Annotated in this window: 15 protein-coding genes; 10 read left to right on the forward strand and 5 right to left on the reverse strand. The window is 74.5% G+C overall.

The annotated features are described in order from the left end of the window. The first annotated feature begins 180 nt into the window (after positions 1-180). From ABD385_RS22420 to ABD385_RS22445, 6 genes are all read left to right on the forward strand, one after another. Entirely contained in the window at positions 181-2,910 is a 2,730-nt protein-coding gene (locus tag ABD385_RS22420; protein ID WP_344578966.1) for a SpoIIE family protein phosphatase, read from the forward strand. Positions 2,911-3,008: 98 nt separating this feature from the next. Then, the gene (locus tag ABD385_RS22425; protein ID WP_344578968.1) at positions 3,009-3,863 is read left to right on the forward strand and encodes a DeoR/GlpR family DNA-binding transcription regulator; all 855 of its coding nucleotides are present in this window, start codon (positions 3,009-3,011) and stop codon (positions 3,861-3,863) included. A gap of 94 nt (positions 3,864-3,957) precedes the next feature. Further along, positions 3,958-5,229 (forward strand): four-carbon acid sugar kinase family protein, encoded by a 1,272-nt coding sequence (locus ABD385_RS22430; protein ID WP_344578970.1) that lies wholly within the window; start codon positions 3,958-3,960, stop codon positions 5,227-5,229. Between the two features lie 9 nt (positions 5,230-5,238). Further along, entirely contained in the window at positions 5,239-6,312 is a 1,074-nt protein-coding gene (gene pdxA, locus ABD385_RS22435) for a 4-hydroxythreonine-4-phosphate dehydrogenase PdxA (RefSeq protein WP_344578972.1), read from the forward strand. Further along, positions 6,309-7,670: an MFS transporter gene (locus ABD385_RS22440; RefSeq protein WP_344578974.1), complete on the forward strand. Its 1,362-nt coding sequence runs from the start codon at positions 6,309-6,311 to the stop codon at positions 7,668-7,670. The genes pdxA and ABD385_RS22440 overlap by 4 nt, the downstream gene beginning before the upstream one ends. A 133-nt stretch (positions 7,671-7,803) precedes the next feature. Further along, the gene (locus tag ABD385_RS22445; protein WP_344578976.1) at positions 7,804-8,013 is read left to right on the forward strand and encodes a hypothetical protein; all 210 of its coding nucleotides are present in this window, start codon (positions 7,804-7,806) and stop codon (positions 8,011-8,013) included. Between the two features lie 123 nt (positions 8,014-8,136). Here the strand turns inward: ABD385_RS22445 and ABD385_RS22450 are convergent, their stop codons facing one another. Then, positions 8,137-8,631 carry a MarR family winged helix-turn-helix transcriptional regulator gene (locus tag ABD385_RS22450; RefSeq protein WP_344578978.1) on the reverse strand — a complete coding sequence of 165 codons (495 nt, stop codon included), beginning with the start codon at positions 8,629-8,631 and terminating at the stop codon, positions 8,137-8,139. A 52-nt stretch (positions 8,632-8,683) separates the two neighbouring features. Between ABD385_RS22450 and ABD385_RS22455 the strand changes: the two genes are divergently transcribed. The 4 genes from ABD385_RS22455 (at position 8,684) to ABD385_RS22470 (ending at position 12,619) form a co-directional block, all read left to right on the forward strand. After that, positions 8,684-9,346: a TIGR03086 family metal-binding protein gene (locus ABD385_RS22455; RefSeq protein WP_344578980.1), complete on the forward strand. Its 663-nt coding sequence runs from the start codon at positions 8,684-8,686 to the stop codon at positions 9,344-9,346. Continuing rightward, positions 9,343-9,723, forward strand: coding sequence for a hypothetical protein (locus tag ABD385_RS22460; RefSeq protein WP_344578982.1), 381 nt, complete (start codon positions 9,343-9,345; stop codon positions 9,721-9,723). The genes ABD385_RS22455 and ABD385_RS22460 overlap by 4 nt, the downstream gene beginning before the upstream one ends. A 370-nt stretch (positions 9,724-10,093) precedes the next feature. Beyond that, complete coding sequence (locus ABD385_RS22465) at positions 10,094-11,155, forward strand: isopenicillin N synthase family dioxygenase (protein WP_344578984.1); 1,062 nt, start codon at positions 10,094-10,096, stop codon at positions 11,153-11,155. A gap of 111 nt (positions 11,156-11,266) precedes the next feature. After that, on the forward strand, positions 11,267-12,619 hold the full coding sequence (locus ABD385_RS22470; RefSeq protein WP_344578986.1) for a nucleobase:cation symporter-2 family protein: 1,353 nt from the start codon (positions 11,267-11,269) through the stop codon (positions 12,617-12,619). Between the two features lie 11 nt (positions 12,620-12,630). Here the strand turns inward: ABD385_RS22470 and ABD385_RS22475 are convergent, their stop codons facing one another. The 4 genes from ABD385_RS22475 to ABD385_RS22490 all read right to left on the reverse strand — a co-directional run bounded on the left by ABD385_RS22475 (position 12,631) and on the right by ABD385_RS22490 (position 18,003). Next, on the reverse strand, positions 12,631-14,037 hold the full coding sequence (locus tag ABD385_RS22475; protein ID WP_344578988.1) for an 8-oxoguanine deaminase: 1,407 nt from the start codon (positions 14,035-14,037) through the stop codon (positions 12,631-12,633). 237 nt (positions 14,038-14,274) lie between these two features. After that, positions 14,275-15,477, reverse strand: a complete 1,203-nt coding sequence (locus tag ABD385_RS22480) for an MFS transporter (protein WP_344578990.1) — start codon at positions 15,475-15,477, stop codon at positions 14,275-14,277. A 118-nt stretch (positions 15,478-15,595) separates the two neighbouring features. Further along, on the reverse strand, positions 15,596-17,371 hold the full coding sequence (locus ABD385_RS22485) for a M4 family metallopeptidase (RefSeq protein ID WP_344578992.1): 1,776 nt from the start codon (positions 17,369-17,371) through the stop codon (positions 15,596-15,598). 338 nt (positions 17,372-17,709) lie between these two features. Next, positions 17,710-18,003: a hypothetical protein gene (locus tag ABD385_RS22490; RefSeq protein ID WP_037634725.1), complete on the reverse strand. Its 294-nt coding sequence runs from the start codon at positions 18,001-18,003 to the stop codon at positions 17,710-17,712. Positions 18,004-18,112: the final 109 nt, after the last annotated feature.

The following is an 18,112-nucleotide window of genomic DNA, read 5'->3' on the forward strand; positions in this document are numbered from 1 at the left end:
GTCCGCAACCGGTTTGACCTGTGGGAAGAGTTACACGCGGCGGTTCGGGGAGTGCACGACCGTAGCCGGGAAACCCGCCGAAAGGTTTTACTGACGCTGCTGCGCCGCAGGATTCCGGGGTCCGCTGCGCTGCGCTGCACGCGGCTCGCCCACGGTATGCGGGAGGTGTAGAAAGAGGACATGGCCGGACGCATCGGCCGCCCGCGTTCGGTTCTGAGGATGCGAACCCTCGCTGGTCAGGTCTTTCTCCTGCAAGTGGCGATCGTCGTCTTGCTCGTCGCCGCCGCCATCGCGGCCCTGGTGCTGCAATCCAGGACCGACTCCGAACGGGAGGCCCGGCACCGTTCGGTCGCCGTGGCCCAGGCCTTCGCGAACGCGCCGGGCACCGCGGCCGCCCTGACGGGCCCGGACCCCAGCGCCGTGCTCCAGCCCCGCGCGGAGGCCGCCCGCAAGGGCTCCCAGGTCGACTTCCTCGTCGCCATGAACAGGCAGGGCATCCGCTACACCCACCCGCTTCCCGACCGCATCGGCAAGAAGTTCGTCGGCGACATCGGGCCCGCGCTGGCCGGCCGCGTCACCACCGAGAAGGTCAACGGCACCATCGGCCCGCTGGTCCAGGCGGTGGTGCCGGTGGTCGGCCACGACGGCAAGGTCGTCGGACTGGTCTCCGCCGGCATCACCATCACCAAGGTCAGCGGCGTCGTCAACGACCAGTTCCCGCTGCTGTTCGGCGCCGCGGCCGGGGTGCTGCTGCTCACCACCGGCGGCACCGCCCTGGTCAGCCGCCGCCTGCGGCGCCAGACCCACGGGCTGGGACCGGCCGAGATGACGCGGATGTACGAGCACCACGACGCGGTGCTGCACGCGGTCCGGGAAGGCGTGATCATCGTCCGCGGCGACGGGCGGCTGGTGCTCGCCAACGACGAGGCCCGGCGCCTGCTCGACCTGCCGCCGGACGTCGAGGGCCGGCAGATCGCCGCCATCGGACTGGACCCGGCCACCGCGGTGCTGCTGGAGTCCGGCCGGGTGGTCACCGACGAGGTGCATCCGGTCGGGGAGCGGCTGCTCGCGGTCAACCAGCGCTCCACCGAACGCGCCGGCGGCCCGCCCGGCAGCGTCACCACGCTCCGCGACACCACCGAACTCCGGGCCCTGACCGGCCGCGCCGACCTCGCCCGCGGACGGCTGAAACTGCTCTACGACGCCGGCACCGAGATCGGCACCACCCTCGACGTGGTGCGCACCTGCGAGGAGCTGGCGCGGTTCGGCGCCGAGCGGTTCAGCGACCTCGTCACCGTCGACCTGGCCGTGTCGGTGCTGCACGGCGAGGAGCCCGAGACGAACGGGCCGGCCGTCGAGATGCGCCGCACGGCGGTCGGCGGCGAGGTGCCCGAGGGGTCGCTGTACCCGGTGGGCGAGCCGATGCGGTTTGACCCCGGCACCGTGCTCGGGACCCGGCTGCCGGCCGGCGAGCCGGTCCTGGAGGCCGACCTGGCCGGGTTCTCCGGCTGGCAGCGGCAGGACCCCGAACGCGCCCGGCAGATCGTCGCGCACGGCATCCACTCGATGATCGCGGTCCCGCTGCGGGCCCGCGGCGTGGTCCTCGGCGTGGTCCTCTTCTGGCGCTCGCACACCCCCGAGCCGTTCGACGAGGAGGACCGCTCGCTCGCCGAGGAGCTGGTCGCCCGGGCCGCGGTCAGCATCGACAACGCCCGCCGCTTCACCCGCGAGCACACCATGGCCGTCACCCTCCAGCGCAGCCTGCTGCCGCGCGCCCTGCCCGACCAGAACGCCGTCGAGGCCGCCTTCCGCTACCTGCCGGCGCACGCCGGACTCGGCGGGTTGGGCGGCGTCGGCGGCGACTGGTTCGACATCATCCCGCTGCCCGGCACCCGGGTCGCCCTGGTCGTCGGCGACGTCGTCGGCCACGGCCTGCACGCCGCCGCCACCATGGGCCGGCTGCGCACCGCCGTCCACAACTTCGCCAACCTCGACGTCCCGCCCGACGAGCTGCTGTGGCACCTCGACGAGCTGGTCACCCGCATCGACCAGGACGAGGGCGCGGAGGGCGCCGGCAACGACGCCAAGGCCGGCGTCACCGGTGCCACCTGCCTCTACGCCATCTACGACCCGGTCACCGGCGACTGCACCATGGCCCGCGCCGGGCACGTCCAGCCGCTGGTGCTGCGGCCGGACGGCAGCGCGGAGTTCGTCGAGGTGCCCGGCGGACCACCGCTCGGGCTCGGCGGGATGCCCTTCGACACCTGCCGGGTCCGGCTCCCGGAGGGCAGCCGCCTGGTGCTCTACACCGACGGCCTCGTGGAGGACCGCTCCCGGGCCATCGACGACGGCATGGCCGTGCTGGGCCGCACCCTCGGCGGCCGCCCCGAGCGGACCCCGGAGGAGACCTGCGAGGCCGCGCTCGACGCGCTGCTGCCGGACCGCCCGACCGACGACATCGCCCTGCTCGTCGCCCGCACCCGCCGGCTGCCCGCCGGTCGGATCGCCGACTGGGACGTCCCCACCGACCCCTCCGCGGTGGCCCAGGTGCGCGCCGCCGCGGTCCGCAAGCTGATCGAGTGGGGGCTGGCGGACGAGGCGTTCACCACCGAGTTGATCCTCAGCGAGCTGGTCACCAACGCGATCCGGTACGCCGCCGGGCCGATCCGGGTCCGGCTGGTCCACGACCGCTCGCTGATCTGCGAGGTCGCGGACCACAGCAGCACCTCGCCGCACCTGCGGCACGCGGCCAGCACCGACGAGGGCGGCCGCGGCCTCTTCCTGATCGCGCAGCTGGCCGAGCGGTGGGGCACTCGTTACACCGGCGACGGCAAGGTGATCTGGACCGAGCAGGCGCTGCCCGAACCGGGCCGGACCCCGCCGCCCGCCCCCGACGACACCGGTCCCTGATCGGGACAACTCCCGGCTGCTAGCCTCATGTTGCGCGAACCACGCAACTCGGGGCAGTCGGGAGAGCGGCGACGCGCGACGAGGAGGGGCGCAGTCACGTGACCAGTGGGGAACGTCCGACCACCCGGCACCGGCGGGACCGCATGGTGGAGCTGCTCGGTGCCGGGGACGGCAGCGTGCACGACCTGGCGGCCGCCTTCGGGGTCTCGCTGTCCACCGTCCGCCGCGACCTCGCCGCGCTCGCCGGGGACGGCCGGATCACCCGCACCTACGGCGGTGCCGTCGACCACCGGGCCGCCGAGCGGTCCTGGCACGACAAGGCCCGCCAGCACCGCACCGAGAAGGACGCCATCGCCCGGACCGCCGCCGCCCTGGTCCGCAGCGGCGACGTGGTCCTGCTCGACGCCGGCACCACGGTGGCGCGGCTGGCGCACGAACTGCGCGCCCGCACCGACATCACCGTCGTCACCAACGGGCTGTCCACCCTCGTCGAACTGGCCGACGCGGAGGTGGAGGTGGTGGTGCTGGGCGGTCGGCTGCGGCGGCCCAACGAGTCGCTGCTGGGCACCCGCACCGACCAGGCGCTGCGCGGGATCACCCCGGACCTCGCCTTCCTGGGCGTCGACGGCCTGGACCCGCGGCGCGGGGTGAACTGCCCGGACCCGGAACAGGCCGCGCTGAAGGAGACCATGGCGCGGTGCGCCCGCACCGCCTGGGTGCTCGCCGACGGCTCCAAGCTGGCCGGCGGCGGGGGCTTCCCCTACTGGGCGGCGGTGCCGTCCGGCACCGGGCTCATCTCGGGCGTCGCGGAGGCCGGTTGCGGGGCGGGCGAGGGGGACGACGGGGGAGCCGCGCGGCGCCTGGCGGCGTTCGCCGCGGCCGGCTGGTCGGTGCTGCCGTGCGGCCGGCGGCCGGCGCCCGAGGAGGGTCGCGGCCCGGCGCCCGGCTCTTGACAGGCGTCCCGCCGCTCGCCACCCTGCCAGTGCGTGAATCGCGCAACTTCCTTGCGCGGTCCGGTCATTGCGGAGCCGGCGGGAGGGGGAGCCCATGGCCCAGGTGCTCGTCATCGGCGACGACCTCACCGGCAGCAACGCCACCGGCGCCCTGTACGCGCGCCGCGGCCTGCGGGCCGTCACCGTCAGCGACCCCACCCACGTGGCCCGCTACGCCCACCGGGTGGACGTCCTCGTCGTCAACACCGCCTCCCGGCACTGGTCCCCGGCCCGCGCCTACGCGGCGGTGCGGGCCGCCGCCGCCACCGCCGGGGACGCGCCGCTGGTCGTCAAGCGGGTGGACACCACCCTGCGCGGCAATCCGGGCAGCGAACTCGACGCGGTGGCGGACGCGTTGGCGGCCCGCGCCCCCGCCGGCCGGCTGCGCGTCCTGGCCGTCCCCGCCTTCCCCGACGCCGGCCGGACCACCGTCGGCGGCCTGCACCTCGTCGACGGGGTGCCGCTGACCCGCACGGCGGTGGCCCGCGACCCGTTCGACCCGGTCCGGCACTCCCGGGTCACCGCCGTGCTGGGCGCCCAGAGCCGTCGCACCCTGGGCGAACTGCCGCTGGACGTGGTCGAGTGCGGCCCCGGCGCGGTGGCCGCCGCGCTCCGGGCGAGCCCGGCCGAGGTGGTGGTCTGCGACGCCACCGACAACGCCCACCTCGAAACGGTCGCCCGGGCCGCCGCGGCACTGGCGGTGCGGGACGGCATCCACTGGCTGGCCCTGGACTCCGGCCCGTTCGGCGCCGCCCTCGCCACCGAACTCGGCATCCGGCCCGCCGTCGCCCCGGTCCGGGTGCTCGCCGTCGTCGGCAGCGTCACCGACCGCACCCGCGACCAACTCGCCCGCACCGAGGCGGCGCTCGGCGCCCGCTGGACCGAACTCGACCCGGACCGTCCCGACGCCGAGCGGGCACTGGCCGGGCTGCGCACCGCCGCGACCGAGGGCGCCACCGTCCTCGGCGTCCGGGTCCGGCCCGCCGCACCGGGGCCGGCGCCGTGCGGGGCGGACACCGCGGCGGGCATCCTGCGCTGCCTGGCCGACGTCGCCCGGCGGGCGGTGGACGAGCTGCGCCCCGGCGGGCTGTACGCCTCGGGCGGCGACGTCGCCGCCGCGGTCACCGCGGCACTGGGCGCCGACGGCTTCGCCATCGACAGCGAGGTGCTGCCGCTGGCCATTTCCGGACGCCTGGTCGGCGGCCCCCGCGACGGACTGCCCTTCGCCACGAAGGGCGGGCTGATCGGCGGGCCGGACGCGGCCCGCGACTGCCTGGAACACCTGCGCGCGGCCGCCACCCGCACCGCGCTCACCCCGGAAAGGTAACGGTTGACGATGACGGAAACGACCGAGACGACGAGATCCGGGCGGTCGCCCGGCGGGCAACTCCCGCTGTTGGCAGTGACGTTGGGCGATCCGGCCGGGATCGGGCCGGAGATCACCGCCCGTACCCTCGCCGACCCGGCGAGCGCCGCGCTCGGCCGCGGGCTGGCCGTCGGCGACGCCGCCGTACTGCGCCGCGCGGTGGCGCTCTGTGGACTCGACGTCCGGGTGAACCCGGTGGGCGGGCCCGGCGAGGCACGGTTCGCCCCCGGCACCATCGACGTCTGGGACCTCGGCGTCGCCCCCGACGACCTGCCCTGGGGGCGGGTGAACGCGCTCGCCGGCCGTTCGGCGGTGGCCGCGATCGAGGCGGCCACCCGGGCCGCGCTGGCCGGCGAGGTCGACGCCGTCGTCACCTCGCCGATCAACAAGGAGGCCATCTGGGCGGCGGGTTCCCGGCACCTGGGGCACACCGAGATGCTCGGCGAGCTGACTGGGGCGGCCCGCGTGGACACCATGTTCGTGGTGCGCGGCCTGAAGATCTTCTTCACCACCCGGCACCTCGCGCTCCGCAAGGCCCTGGACCAGCTCACCGAGGACCGGGTCGCCGCGAGCATCCGCCACGCGGTCACCGCACTGCGGGTCTTCGGCCACGACGCGCCGCGGCTCGCGGTGGCCGCGGTCAATCCGCACGGCGGCGAGGGCGGCCACTTCGGCGACGAGGAGATCACCGTGCTGGGCCCCGCGGTGGCCGGTGCGGTGGCCGACGGACTGGACGTGCGCGGACCGGTGCCCGCCGACGCGGTCTTCCACCAGGGGCTCGAAGGCCGCTTCGACGGCGTGCTCTCGCACTTCCACGACCAGGGCCACATCCCCGCCAAGACGGTCGACTTCGCCGGTACGGTCTCGGTCACCGTCGGCCTGCCGATCCTGCGGACCTCCGTCGACCACGGCACCGCCTTCGATCTCGCCGGCAGCGGGCGCGCCTCGCACGCCACCATGGCCGCCGCCTTCCGCGCCGCCGCCGACTTCAGCCGTTGCACGGACCGGATCCGCGCCGCCTACGGGACGGCCGTGGCCCGATGAACGACGCTCCACGGCCCACCGGTGACCACCCGGCCGCCACCGCACCGACCGGCGGGGTGCCGGCCAAGCGCTGGGTCTACGTCATCCCGGTCGCTGCGGTCATGTACATGCTGGCGTACCTGGACCGCAACAACGTCTCCGTGGTCCTGCCCTACATGCACGGCGACCTGGACCTCTCCAACGCCGACAAGGGGCTGGCCGGCGGCATCTTCTTCCTCGGCTACGTCTTCCTGCAGATCCCGGCGGCGGTCCTCGCCCAGCGCTGGAGCGCCCGTAAGACCGTGCTGATCCTCATGGTGGCCTGGGGCCTGTCCGCGGTGCTGTCCGGGCTGGTGCAGACCCGCGCCCAGTTCTACGCCGCGCGGTTCGTGCTGGGCTTCTTCGAGGGCGGCGTCTGGCCGGCCGTGCTGATCCTGCTCGCCTCGTGGTTCCCGCTGCGCGAGCGGGCCCGCGCCAACGCCCTGTGGATGGCCTGCCTGCCGCTGTCGTCGGTGCTGATGGCACCGCTCTCCGGCTGGATGCTCGACCACACGAGCTGGCGATGGGTGCTGGTGCTCCAGGGGGTGCCGCCGTTGTTGTGGGCGGCACTCTGGTGGTTCGCGGTCGCCGACCGCCCCGCCGAGGCCCGCTGGATCTCCCGCGCGGAGGCCGCCCACCTGGCACGGGAGATCGCCGCCGACGAGGCGGCCAAACCCGCGGTCGGCGGCGGCTCCTACCTCGCCGCGGTCCGCCAGCGCACCGTCCTGGTCCTCATCGGGGTCTACTTCTTCTGGATCACCGGTTTCTACGGCTTCAGCCTGTGGCTGCCGGCCGTCATCAAGGAACTCACGCACGACGGTTCGGCCACCGAGGTCGGGCTGCTGACCGCGATCCCGTTCACCGTCGCGCTGGTCGTGATGATCGCCAACGCGGCCTGGTCGGACCGCACCGGCCGGCGGCGGCCGGCGGTCGCCGTCCCCCTGGTCGTCGGCATCGTGGCCCTGCTGCTGGGCCAGGTGGTGGACGGGGCGTTGCCGCGCATGCTGCTGCTGTGCCTCACCGCCGCCGCGGTGTACGCGCCCTACGGTCCCTTCTGGGCCATCCCCGGCCAGTTCCTGCGCTTCGAGGTGGTGGCGGTGGCGATGGGCCTGATCAACGCGCTGGGCAACCTCGGCGGCTTCGCCGGCCCCTACCTGGTGGGCTGGCTCACCGACGCCACCGGGAGCAGCCTGACCGGTTTCGCGGTGCTCGCCGGCTTCCTCGCGGTCGCCGTCGTCCTGGCGACGCTCGGGTTGCGGCCGGGGCCCGCCCGGCCGAGTGACGGCTCCCAGGACGCTCCGGCGCCGGCCGCCAACACCGCTTCCAACGGCGGGAGTTGACGTCGTGCGGCCGGCCCGTCCGCGAGCCGACCACGCCTCACGCGATTGGCGGTAGGGGTGGTTTTAATCATATTCGTCGGGGTGATTCCTGAGAGGGTCGATTGAACCCCCTCGATTCCCCTGAGGAGCAGACATGCGCATCCGCGCCGCGATCGCAGCCGGCGTCCTGACCGCCGCCATCGTCCTGGGTGGGGCGAGCACCGCATCGGCCGGTGGGAAGCACCACCACTACGGCAAGGGGTGGTACGCCGGCTACTCGTTCGACGCGGCCATCATCAACGGCAACCCGATCTTCCACGACGGCGCCCACAAGGGCCGGTTCAAGCACGGCGGCTGGAAGTGAGGGACGCGGGCGCCGTCTGACGCCCCCGGACGCCGCGCCCGCGGATGCCGGTCGGGACCACCGCCCTCGGGTGGCCCGGCCGGCGTTCTGTGTCGTGTGGCGGCCGGGGTGGCGCCGGCCCGCTCAGGCGCCGGACGAGGGCTGGTGCGGGGGGATCTCAGGCAGCGCGTGGAGCGCCACGAGGCCGCGCACGAAGCCGTCCCGGTCGGCGGCCGGGAGGTGGGCGAGCAGGCGTTCCTCGCCGCGCTGGATGTCGGCCTGGACGGTGTCCCGCAGCCGTCGGCCCTCGGGGGTGAGCGAGACCAGCCGGACCCGGCGGTCCCCGGGGTCGGGGCGGCGGTGGATCAGCCCGCGGGCCTCCAGGTCGTCCAGGATCGGAATGATCCGGGTCTTGTCGGCCCGGATCGCCTCGGCCAGGGCGGCCTGGGTGCGGATCGGGGTCTCGTCGAGGTGCAGCAGCACCGCGTAGGCCCACATCGCCAGCCCGTGCGCGTCGAGCACCGGCCGTTCGGCGTCCACCAGGGCCCGGCACAACGGGACCAGCATCGCGGCCAGGTCGGGACGGTCGGTGGGGCGCCCTCCGGGCGGGGTGTCGCGGGGTGCTGCGTGCTCGGCCATGCACAGGAAAATACCCCTTGACAGATCGTACGCTCGGGCAGATCGTAAGCGCATGCATATGAATTCGGCACGGGCCGACGCGGACGACGCGTCGGCGCCGGCGGCCCTGGACCGGCTGCGCCGGCTCGACGCCCGCGCGGTGCGGGACAGCGTGGCGCTGGTGAACCGCTTGGCCCCCGGCGACCTGGCCCGGCCCACGCCCTGCGCGGGCTGGGACCTGGCGGCGCTGCTCGCTCACCTGACGGCGCAGCACCACGGTTTCGCGGCGGCCGCCCTGGGGCGGGGGCGGGACCTGACGCACTGGGCGGTCCGTCCGCTCGGCGACGACGTCGCGGTGGCGGCGATGCGCTACCGCCTCGCCGCCGAGGGCGTCCTCGCGGCCTTCGCGACGGTGACGGACCCCGACCGCCCCTTCGCCCTCCCGGAATTCACCACCGACCGCACCTTCCCCGCCGTCCAGGCCGTCGGCTTCCACCTCATCGACTACGTCGTGCACGGCTGGGACCTTGCGCGGAGCCTGGGCCTGCGGTACGACCCGGACCCCGAACTCCTCGACGCGGCCCTCCCGATCGCCCGGGCCGTCCCGGACGGCGCGGCCCGGCTCGCGCCCGGCAGCGCGTTCCGCCCCGGGCTCCCGGCCACGGCGGACGCCGGGGCGCTGGACCGCGTTCTGGCCGTGCTGGGCCGCTCCCCGGAGTGGCGGGTGCCGGCATGATGCGGACCTCGTGGATCGCCGGCCCGGACGACGGCCGGCCCGGACCCGCCCTCGTCAGCGTCACCGACCTGCGGCTGCGCCGCCGCGCCGACCTGCCCGGCGTGTACCGCGCGGCGCGCCGCCTCGCGGCCGACTGGCCCGACCTGGACGGCGCGCACGGCGTGTGGCTCTGGGTCCGTCCGTGGCAAGGCCGCTGCGGGGCGGTGGCGATCTGGCGGGACCAGGTCGCCCTGGCCGGCTTCCTGGGCGCCCCGGCGCACGTGGCGGTCATGCGGCGGTACCGGGGGTGCGGCACCGTTGCCTCGTCCGTCTGGGAGGTGGCGAGCGCCGAGCCGGACGAGGTCTGGTCCCGGGCGGCGGTCGCCCTGCGGGCGTAGGACGGGGCCGGACCCGGGCTCCCGTCGCCCGCCGTGGTCCGCCCGTCGCCCACCCGGAGACGGGTCGCAGCCGGGCCGGCGGCGGGATCGGCGGGCGCGGGCGTTGCTGAGCGGGGAGCGAGGAGCGGGGAGCGGGGAGCGGGGTGGAGGTGGCGGTCCGTCGGTCGTTCGGTATGCGGCGTGGCCTCCTCGGATACAGGGGAGGCGAACCGGCATCTCGGCCAACGGGCGGCTGGTTTCGGCTCGTTCACCGCGGGGTCGTTAACAAGACGTTCATCAAACTGTTGAAGCGGATAGGGGTGGGTGGGCGCCGCGGGGGACCGCGGGGCGCCGCCGGAGAGGACCGAGCACGACGGAAGGAAGGCATGCGATGGGCAGGGCCACGGCCGTGAACGGCGTACTCGACGTACCCGTCATCGACATCTCCGCCTGGACGGACGGCACCGCCGCCGACCGGGCCGGCATTGCGGGCGAGATCGACCAGGCGGCGCGCACCGTCGGATTCATGCAGATCCGGGGGCACGGCGTTCCCGAGGCCGCGGGGCGGGAGTTCGCCGCGGCGCTGGACGGCTTCTTCGGCCTCCCAATGGACGAGAAGAAGGCGCTGTGCGCCCCGTCGCCGGACGTCAACCGCGGCTACACCCCGCCGCGCACCGAGAAGCTCAGCCTGAGCCTGGGCGTCCCCGCGGCCGCCGAGGACCTCTTCGAGGCGTTCAACGTCGGCGCGGAAGCGGCCGCCTTCCCCGGCCTCGCGCTGCCCGAGGCGCACTACCCGGCCAACCTCTGGCCGCCGGTGCCGGGGTTCCGGGACGCGGTGACCGAGTGGTGCGCGCAGGCGGGCGGGCTCGCCCGGCGGCTGACCGGGATCTTCGCGCACGCGCTGGGGCTCCCCGCCGACTACTTCGCCCCGTTCACCGACCATTCGCTCGACGTGCTCCGGATGAACCACTACCTGGTCCCCGAGCAGGAGCTGGTCGTCGACCGCGACCAGATGGGGATGGGCGCCCACACCGACTATGGCATCGTCACCGTGCTGTGGGCCGACCGGGTCCCCGGGTTGCAGATCCTCGACACCGAGGGGCGCTGGCACGACGTCCTGCCGGAACCGGGCTGCCTCCTGGTCAACCTCGGTGACCTGCTGGCCCGTTGGACCAACGACCGGTGGCTGTCGACCCTGCACCGGGTGCTGCCGCCGACCGACGCCGGCGGTCGCGTGGTGCGCCGCCGGTCCGCCGCGTTCTTCCACGACGGCAACTGGGACGCCGAGATCAGCTGCCTGCCCGGCTGCGTGCCGGCGGGGGCCGATCCGCTGTACCCGCCCACCACCGTCGGCCGGCACCTCGCCGAGAAGTTGGGCGGCTCGCGCGCCGGGAAGCCCAACGCCAACTCGCCGCGCGAAGCCGCCCGGCTGCTCGCGGCCCGCGGCGACTGACGCCGACGCGTCCGTACCGCAGGTCAGTTGCGACCGGCCCCGCGCCGCACCGAGCGGGGGTCGGGTGCCGCCCCCCACCGCCCGGCCCCCTCCGTGCCCGAGAGGTCTGTCATGTCCCTGGCATCGCGCTGCGCGTCCCTGCGCCGCCCCCGCCCCGCCCCGGCAGGCGGCGCCCCGCACCCCACCCCCGGGCGGACCCTGGGCCTCGGGGTGCAGCACGCACTGGTGATGTACGCGGGCGCGATCGCCGTCCCGCTGATGTTCGGCGCCGGCGCCGGGCTGGACGAAGCGGCGGTCAGCACCCTGGTCAACGCGGACATCTTCGTCGCCGGGATCGTCACCGTCGTGCAGAGCCTGGGCGCCGGGCGGTTCCTCGGCGTCCGGCTGCCCCTGGTGACCGGCGGCTCCTTCGTCTGCGTCACCCCCATGATCATGATCGCCCGGCAGTACGGCATGCCCGCGGTCTACGGCTCGATGATCGCGGCGGGGCTCTTCGGGATGCTGGTGGCGATCCCCTTCGCCCGGGCGCTGCGGACCTTCCCGCCCCTGGTCAGCGGGGTGGTGATCACCGTCGTCGGGCTCGCGCTGATCGGTGCCGCCCCCGGCATGATCGCCGGGCCGGACCCCGCGGCGGCGGACTACGCCCCGCCCGCCCACCTGGCCCTGGCCGGCGGGGTGATCGGCTTCCTGCTGCTGCTCCGACGGTTCCTGCGCGGCTTCCTGGCCCAGGTGAGCGTGTTGTTGGCGCTGCTGGCCGGGACGCTGGCGGCGCTGCCGATGGGGCTCACCGACTTCTCCGGCGTCGCCGACGCGGACTGGTGGGGGCTGGTCTCCCCGTTCCGCTTCGGGGCCCCGACCTTCCCGCTCGCCGGCGTGGTGTCCATGTGCGTGGTGATGCTGGTGGTGTTCGCCGAGTCGACCGCGCAGATGATCGCGGTCAGCGAGGCGGTCGAACGGCCGCTGACCGACCGGGCGTTGGGCCGCGGACTGGCCGCCGACGGCCTGTCCGGGGTGCTCGGCGGCGCCATGAACTCCTTCCCCGACACCGTCTTCGCCGGCAACATCGGACTGACCCTCATGACCGGCATCCGCAGCCGGTACGTCACCGCCGCCGGCGGCGTGGTGATGGTGTTCCTGGGGACCCTGCCCAAACTGGGCGAGACGATCGCCTCCCTGCCCCAACCCGTCATCGGTGGCGCCTCGTTGATGTGCTTCGCCACCGTCGCCGCGGTGGGCATCAACATCCTGCGCCGGGCCGGCCTCGACCAGGGGGACAACCTGCTGATCGCGGCGGCGGCGATCGGCACCGGCATGCTCCCGGTCGTCGCCCCGCACCTGTACCACCGCTTCCCGCAGTGGTGGCAGCTGGTCTTCGGCAGCCCCTCGACCGCGGCGCTGGTGGTGGCGCTCGGCCTGCACTTCGCGTTCCACCACCGGCGGCGGGTCGAGGGGGTCGACGCCTGACGGGCGCAGGGTCAGACGAGGCCCTGCATCCGCCGGGCGACCCTGGTGTGCTCGGCCAACTTCTCTTCCAGCGCCGGGAGTTGTAGTTCTCCGCCGTCGACGAGGACGCGGCCGCCGACGACCGTCGTCCAGGCCCGGGACGGGGCGCAGCGCAACCACGCCTCGACCGGGTCGGTGAGCGCCCCGGCCAGTGCCACCTCGGGGGTGTCCCAGACGACGAGGTCCCCGCAGGCGCCCGGGCGCAGCTGTCCCAACTCGTCCGCCCGGCCCAGGCAGCGCGCCGAGCCGCGGGTGGCGATGTCCAGGGCGTCCCGGGCGGTCATCGCCGACGGGCCGCCGCGGTAGCGGCCCAGCAGCAGGGCGCCGCGGGTCTCCAGCCACAGCGAGGCGTGGTCGGTGGAGGCGGAGCCGTCGCAGCCGATGCCGACCGGCATGCCCAGGCCGCGCATCTCCCGGACCGCCGCCGTACCGCCGGCGATCAGCATGTTGGAACTGGGACAGTGCGCCACCCCGACCCCGGCGGCGGCGAGCCGCGCGCGTTCCTCCTCGGTGGGGTGGATGCAGTGCGCGACCCAGGTGCGGTCGGTCATCCAGCCGACCGACTCGAAGTACTCGACGGGCCGGCAGCCGTACGTCTCCAGGCAGTACGCGTCCTCGTCCGGGTCCTCGGCGAGGTGGGTGTGCAGCCGGACGTCGAGCCGCTCGGCCAACTCGGCGGTGGCGGTCATCAGTTCCCGGGTCACCGAGAACGGCGAGCAGGGCGCGAGCGCGACCCGGGTCAGCGCGCCCGGGGCCGGATCGTGGTAGGTCTGCACCAGGCGCTCGCTGTCCGCCAGCACCTCCTCGGCGGTCTGGGTGACCGAGCGGGGCGGCAGTCCGCCGTCCTCGGTCGAGCGGGTCATCGAGCCGCGGGTGGCGTGGAAGCGGAAGCCCACCTCCTGGGCGGTGCGGATCTGGGCGTCGATCAGCCGCGGCCCGGGATGGACGTAGTGGTGGTCCATCGAGGTGGTGCAGCCGCCCAGCAGCAGTTCCGCGATGCCGACGTAGGTGGCCAGGTGCACGGCCTCCTCGTCGAGGGCGGCCCACAGCGGGTAGAGGGTGGTGAGCCAGGTGAAGAGGGTGCCGTTCACGGCCGGGGCGTAGGCGCGGGTGAGGTTCTGGTACATGTGGTGATGGGTGTTGATCAGCCCGGGGGTGACCAGGCGACCGGCGGCGGAGAGGGTGCGGGCGGCGCCGGCCGGCTCCGAGCCGGCGGGTCCGTACGCCGTGACCCGGCCGTCCCGCAGGGCGATCCAGCCGCCGGGGACCTCGGTGTCACCGTCGATGACGAGCAGGCGGGCGTCCCGGACGAGCAGGTCGCAGTGGGCCGTCGGGTCGGCGGTGCCGTCCGGACGGGCGTGGTGGTGGGTGTCGGCCATGCGGGGACTCCTGTGATGCGGTGTGCCGAGGCTCCGGCACGGGGCACGATGGATGCGCGCGGGCCCTGTACCGGTGTGGTGCGCGGCCACCGGATCGTCACCGCCGGGTCTGCCGGCGGGCGGGCGGTCCTCCTTCTCGACGTCTCACGCCCCTGGCGCGGGGCGTAACTCGGCGCTGTGCACACGTCGTTGGAGCCCTGCCCGGAATTCGCCGGGCCAGTCCCCGGCCCGGCGGTGTCAGGTCGGTCGGTGCGCCGGCAGCGGGCGTCGCAGCACGTACCCGCCGACCGTCACCGCCACCGCGATGACGCACCCCGCGAAGGCCAGCCCCGCGCCGCGCAGTCCCAGTGCCATGGTCAGGGCGCCGATGCCCACCACCGGCAGGGAGATGCCGAGGTAGGCGACGAGGAAGAAGGCGGAGAGGGTGCCGCCGCGGTGCTCCGGCGGGGCGGCGGCGCTCACCGCGGTGAGTCCGGCGCGGAACGCCAGGCCCTGGCCGATGCCGCCGCAGAGCGCGCCGGCGACCAGGACGGGCAGCGACACCGTCGCGAGCGAGGTGCCCACCAGCAGCAGGCCCACCACCAGGATCAGACAGCCGGCCGGCAGCGCGGCGCGGACGCCGATCCGGCCGGTCAGCGCCTGGCCGAGGGTCGAGCCGAGGAAGACCGTGCAGACGACCGCCCCGGAAACCGCGAGGTTGTGCACGCCGAGGGTCTGCGCGACGAAGCTGGGGGCGATCGCGGTGAACAGTCCGAGCAGGGCGAAGCCGGCGAACGCGGCGACCGCGGCCGGCGCGAACACCGCACGGACCGCCGGGGGGATGACGAGCCCCTGGGGCCGCAGGGAGCGTGGCCGGTGCGGGTGCGCGACGGTCTCCGGCAGGAACCAGGTCACCAGCGCGGCGACGGCCAGCAGGAGCAGGTGGACGAGGAAGGGGAGGGCGAGCGGCCGGGGCGCGTACTGCGCGAGCAGACCGGCCAGCAGCGGGCCGCAGCCCAGGCCGCCCATGTTGGCGGCGGTGGCCGCGAAGCCGGCCCGGGACTCCCGGCCGGGGCGGGCCAGTTCCAGGACGGCGGCGGTGGCGGCGCCGCTGAACAGCCCGGCGGCGAAGCCGGACAGCACCCGGCCGAGCAACAGCAGCCCCAGCCCGCCTTCGAAGAGGAAGCACCCGGCGCTCGCCGCCGACAGGCCCAGCGCCGTGAACAGCACCGGTCGCCGACCGGTCGCGTCGGAGAGGTTGCCCGCGCCGAACAGCACCGTGATCACGCCGAGCGCGTAGGTGGCGAAGACCACGGTCACCGTCAGCTCGGAGAAGCCCAGCTGCTGGCGGTAGAGCCCGTAGAGCGGGGTGGGCAGGGTTGTTCCCGCCATGCCGATCGCGAAGACGCCCGCCGCGGCGGGGCTGCCGGGGCGACGGGGCGGGCCGGTGCGCACGGTCATGGCGTCAACGTAAGCGGCGGCACCGCGCCCCGGCCAGGACGCGGTGCCGCCGCGCGTGGCGGTGCCACCGCGTCCCGTGGGGCGGTTGCGCCGCCTGGCGTCGTCGGGTCGTACCGGGTCAGCGGGTGGGCGTGTTGGCCGCGCTGACGTTGACGGCGGCCCAGGCGCGGTCGACCGTCTTGTAGGCGGTGCTGTTGGCGCCGTAGAGGTCCTTGGCGGCCTGGAGGGTGGCGGTCCGGGCGTCGTGGAAGTCGGTCGTGGAGACCATGTACCGGGTGAGCGCCCGGTAGAAGATCGCCGTGGCCTTGTCCCGGCCGATGCCGGTCACCTTGGCGCCGTCGTAGGTGGGGGAGTCGTAGGCGACCTTGCCGATGGTCTTCTTGCCGCTGCCCTCGGCCAGCAGGTAGAAGGCGTGCGAGGAGACGCCGGAGCCGGCGTGCACCTCGGTGTCGTAGGTGTCCTTCGACCAGTAGTCGACGGCCCCTTCGAGCTTGTCCAGGGACGGTTCGTCCAGCCGGCGCAGGAACTTCTGGGCCAGGCCGAGGTTCTCGCCCATCAGGTAGTTCGGCGGGTTCTTCGGGTTGTTGGTGGCGAACTCCACCGCGCTGCCGAAGATGTCCGCGAGCGATTCGTTGAGGGCGCCCGGCTCGCCGAACTGACGGCCCTCGGCGTCGACGCGGGTGGGCTGGAGGTTGGCGGTGGCGTCGACCACGCCGTGGGTCAGCTCGTGGCCGGTGACGTCGAGGACCACCAGCGGCTTGGTGAAGAGCTGGCCGTCGCCGTCGCCGTAGAGCATGCAGCCGCAGTCCGAGGACCAGAAGGCGTTGCCGACGTTCTTGCCGAAGTGGACCAGGGCGTGCGCGCCGTCGCCGTCGTTCTTGATGCCGTTGCGACCGAAGGTCTTCTTGTAGAAGTCCAGGGTGCTGGTGATGCCGAACTGGGCGTCGACCGCGGCGGTGGCCCGGTTGGCGGTGGTGCCGTCGCCCCAGCGGTTGGTGCCGTTGGCGAGCGGCTTGGCGCCGATGAACTTCTCCAGCTCCTTGCCGCCGGCGTCCCGGGTCTCGGTGTTGCCGCGGGTGCCGTCGCGCAGCACGAAGGCGTTCTTGGCGGTCTGCGTGGTGGTCAGCGGCACCGTGCCGACGAAGAGGGACGCGCCGGTGCCGGTGGCCTGTGCCGGGAAGCGGCCGGCGGTGGACTTGTGCGGAGCGGTCGGGGTGGCGGCCGCCCCGGGCTTGGGGGTGAGGCGCTCGCCGCGCTGGCGCAGCTCGCGCAGCACGGAGGGGGAGAGGAACGGGTCGTTGACCGGCACGTTGCTCAGGACGTTGCCGGTGGTGGCGTCGACGACGACGGTCCGGGCGCCGCCGGCCTCGGCGGTGCGGCTGTCGGCGACCGGCACCTGGTAGGCGAGGGTGGTCCGGCCTGCGCGGGCGTCGACGACGAGTTGGGGCTCGCCGGCGGTGCCCTGCGCCACGGCGGCGGCCTTGGTGGCGGCCTGACCGGCCGACAGCTTCGGGTCGGTGGCGGGGAGGTCGACCCGGTGCCGGGCGGCCCGGGTCACGCCCTGGTAGGCGGAGTCCGCGCCGAGGTGGACGACCAGGTCGCCGCCGAGCACCGGCAGGCCGCGGTGCATCCGGACGAACCGCACGTGCCGGCGGCCGTCGGGGTCGACCAGGGTGTCGGTGGCCTTGAGGGTGTCCTGTTGGCTGACGCCGGTCGTCGCGGAGTGCGCGTAGGCGGCGGCGCGGGCGGCCGCCACGAGCGAGGGGGCGCCGGCGGCCGAGGGGGCGGCGGGGGCGGCCGGCGCTGCGACGGCGGCGCCGGCGGTGAGGGTGGCGGCCGCGCTGACGGCCAGGGCTATCGCCAGGTGGCGGCTGCGTATGTGGGGTCTACGCACAGTGGGGCGTCCTTATGTGCTGTGGGTGGTGGCATGCGCCAACCGCCCGTACACGCGGTGGCGTTGCACACCGCGGGGGCCGTCCGGCCCCGCACAGACCCTGGTATGTCTGGCATGAGCATGTAAAGAGAAATGATCAGTTTTCAACGGTAGGTAGTCAAAAATTGATAATTGATCACCTTTAGGTAGTCGGAAGGTGACCAATTGTGTTCTGACGGGAAAGACTCACCGGGCCGCACGGGGGTTGTGCGGGCGCCATGAGGAATTTCCGGGCACGACGACGGCCGGGACGGCGGCTGCCGTCCCGGCCGGGTTCGACCAGGGGTGCTCCGACGGTCCTAGCCGGTGCGGAAGAGCTCCTCCAGCGACGCCTGCGCCTTCTCGCCGCCGCGGACCGCCTCGACGACCGCCTGGTGGAAGGCGCGGCTGTCCGCCTCCGAGTGACAGGGGACGGGGCTGCCGATCATGGTGTACCAGTCCGAGGACCCGGTGTACTGGACGGCGACGTGCGCCTCGTCCTCCGACCACGTGGTGTGGATGGTCAGGTCCCCCTGCATGGGGCCGACCTCCTCGGTCTGCACCGCGCCGGGGCGGGCGTGGATCCCCACCGTGGTCCAAGATGCCCAGGTCATGTCGTTCCCCTCGGTCCCCAGGCCCCGGCCGGCCGCCGGGCGCGGTGCTTCAAGTCTGGCACTCGACGTGCGGCGGCGCACCGCATCGACGGGCCGCCACGGCTCCCCC

This window comes from Streptomyces lunalinharesii (assembly GCF_039532155.1).
GTDB classification, from domain to species: domain Bacteria; phylum Actinomycetota; class Actinomycetes; order Streptomycetales; family Streptomycetaceae; genus Streptomyces; species Streptomyces lunalinharesii.

What these genes read in the sequence shown, in the direction of transcription:
- ABD385_RS22470 (WP_344578986.1), top strand. Translation starts at nt 11,267, where the DNA reads ATGTCCCTGGCATCGCGCTGCGCGTCCCTGCGCCGCCCCCGCCCCGCC.
- ABD385_RS22460 (WP_344578982.1), top strand. Translation starts at nt 9,343, where the DNA reads ATGATGCGGACCTCGTGGATCGCCGGCCCGGACGACGGCCGGCCCGGA.
- ABD385_RS22430 (WP_344578970.1), top strand. Translation starts at nt 3,958, where the DNA reads ATGGCCCAGGTGCTCGTCATCGGCGACGACCTCACCGGCAGCAACGCC.
- ABD385_RS22440 (WP_344578974.1), top strand. Translation starts at nt 6,309, where the DNA reads ATGAACGACGCTCCACGGCCCACCGGTGACCACCCGGCCGCCACCGCA.
- pdxA (WP_344578972.1), top strand. Translation starts at nt 5,239, where the DNA reads ATGACGGAAACGACCGAGACGACGAGATCCGGGCGGTCGCCCGGCGGG.
- ABD385_RS22490 (WP_037634725.1), bottom strand. Translation starts at nt 18,003, where the DNA reads ATGACCTGGGCATCTTGGACCACGGTGGGGATCCACGCCCGCCCCGGC.
- ABD385_RS22450 (WP_344578978.1), bottom strand. Translation starts at nt 8,631, where the DNA reads ATGGCCGAGCACGCAGCACCCCGCGACACCCCGCCCGGAGGGCGCCCC.
- ABD385_RS22465 (WP_344578984.1), top strand. Translation starts at nt 10,094, where the DNA reads ATGGGCAGGGCCACGGCCGTGAACGGCGTACTCGACGTACCCGTCATC.
- ABD385_RS22480 (WP_344578990.1), bottom strand. Translation starts at nt 15,477, where the DNA reads ATGACCGTGCGCACCGGCCCGCCCCGTCGCCCCGGCAGCCCCGCCGCG.
- ABD385_RS22455 (WP_344578980.1), top strand. Translation starts at nt 8,684, where the DNA reads ATGCATATGAATTCGGCACGGGCCGACGCGGACGACGCGTCGGCGCCG.
- ABD385_RS22420 (WP_344578966.1), top strand. Translation starts at nt 181, where the DNA reads ATGGCCGGACGCATCGGCCGCCCGCGTTCGGTTCTGAGGATGCGAACC.
- ABD385_RS22445 (WP_344578976.1), top strand. Translation starts at nt 7,804, where the DNA reads ATGCGCATCCGCGCCGCGATCGCAGCCGGCGTCCTGACCGCCGCCATC.
- ABD385_RS22475 (WP_344578988.1), bottom strand. Translation starts at nt 14,037, where the DNA reads ATGGCCGACACCCACCACCACGCCCGTCCGGACGGCACCGCCGACCCG.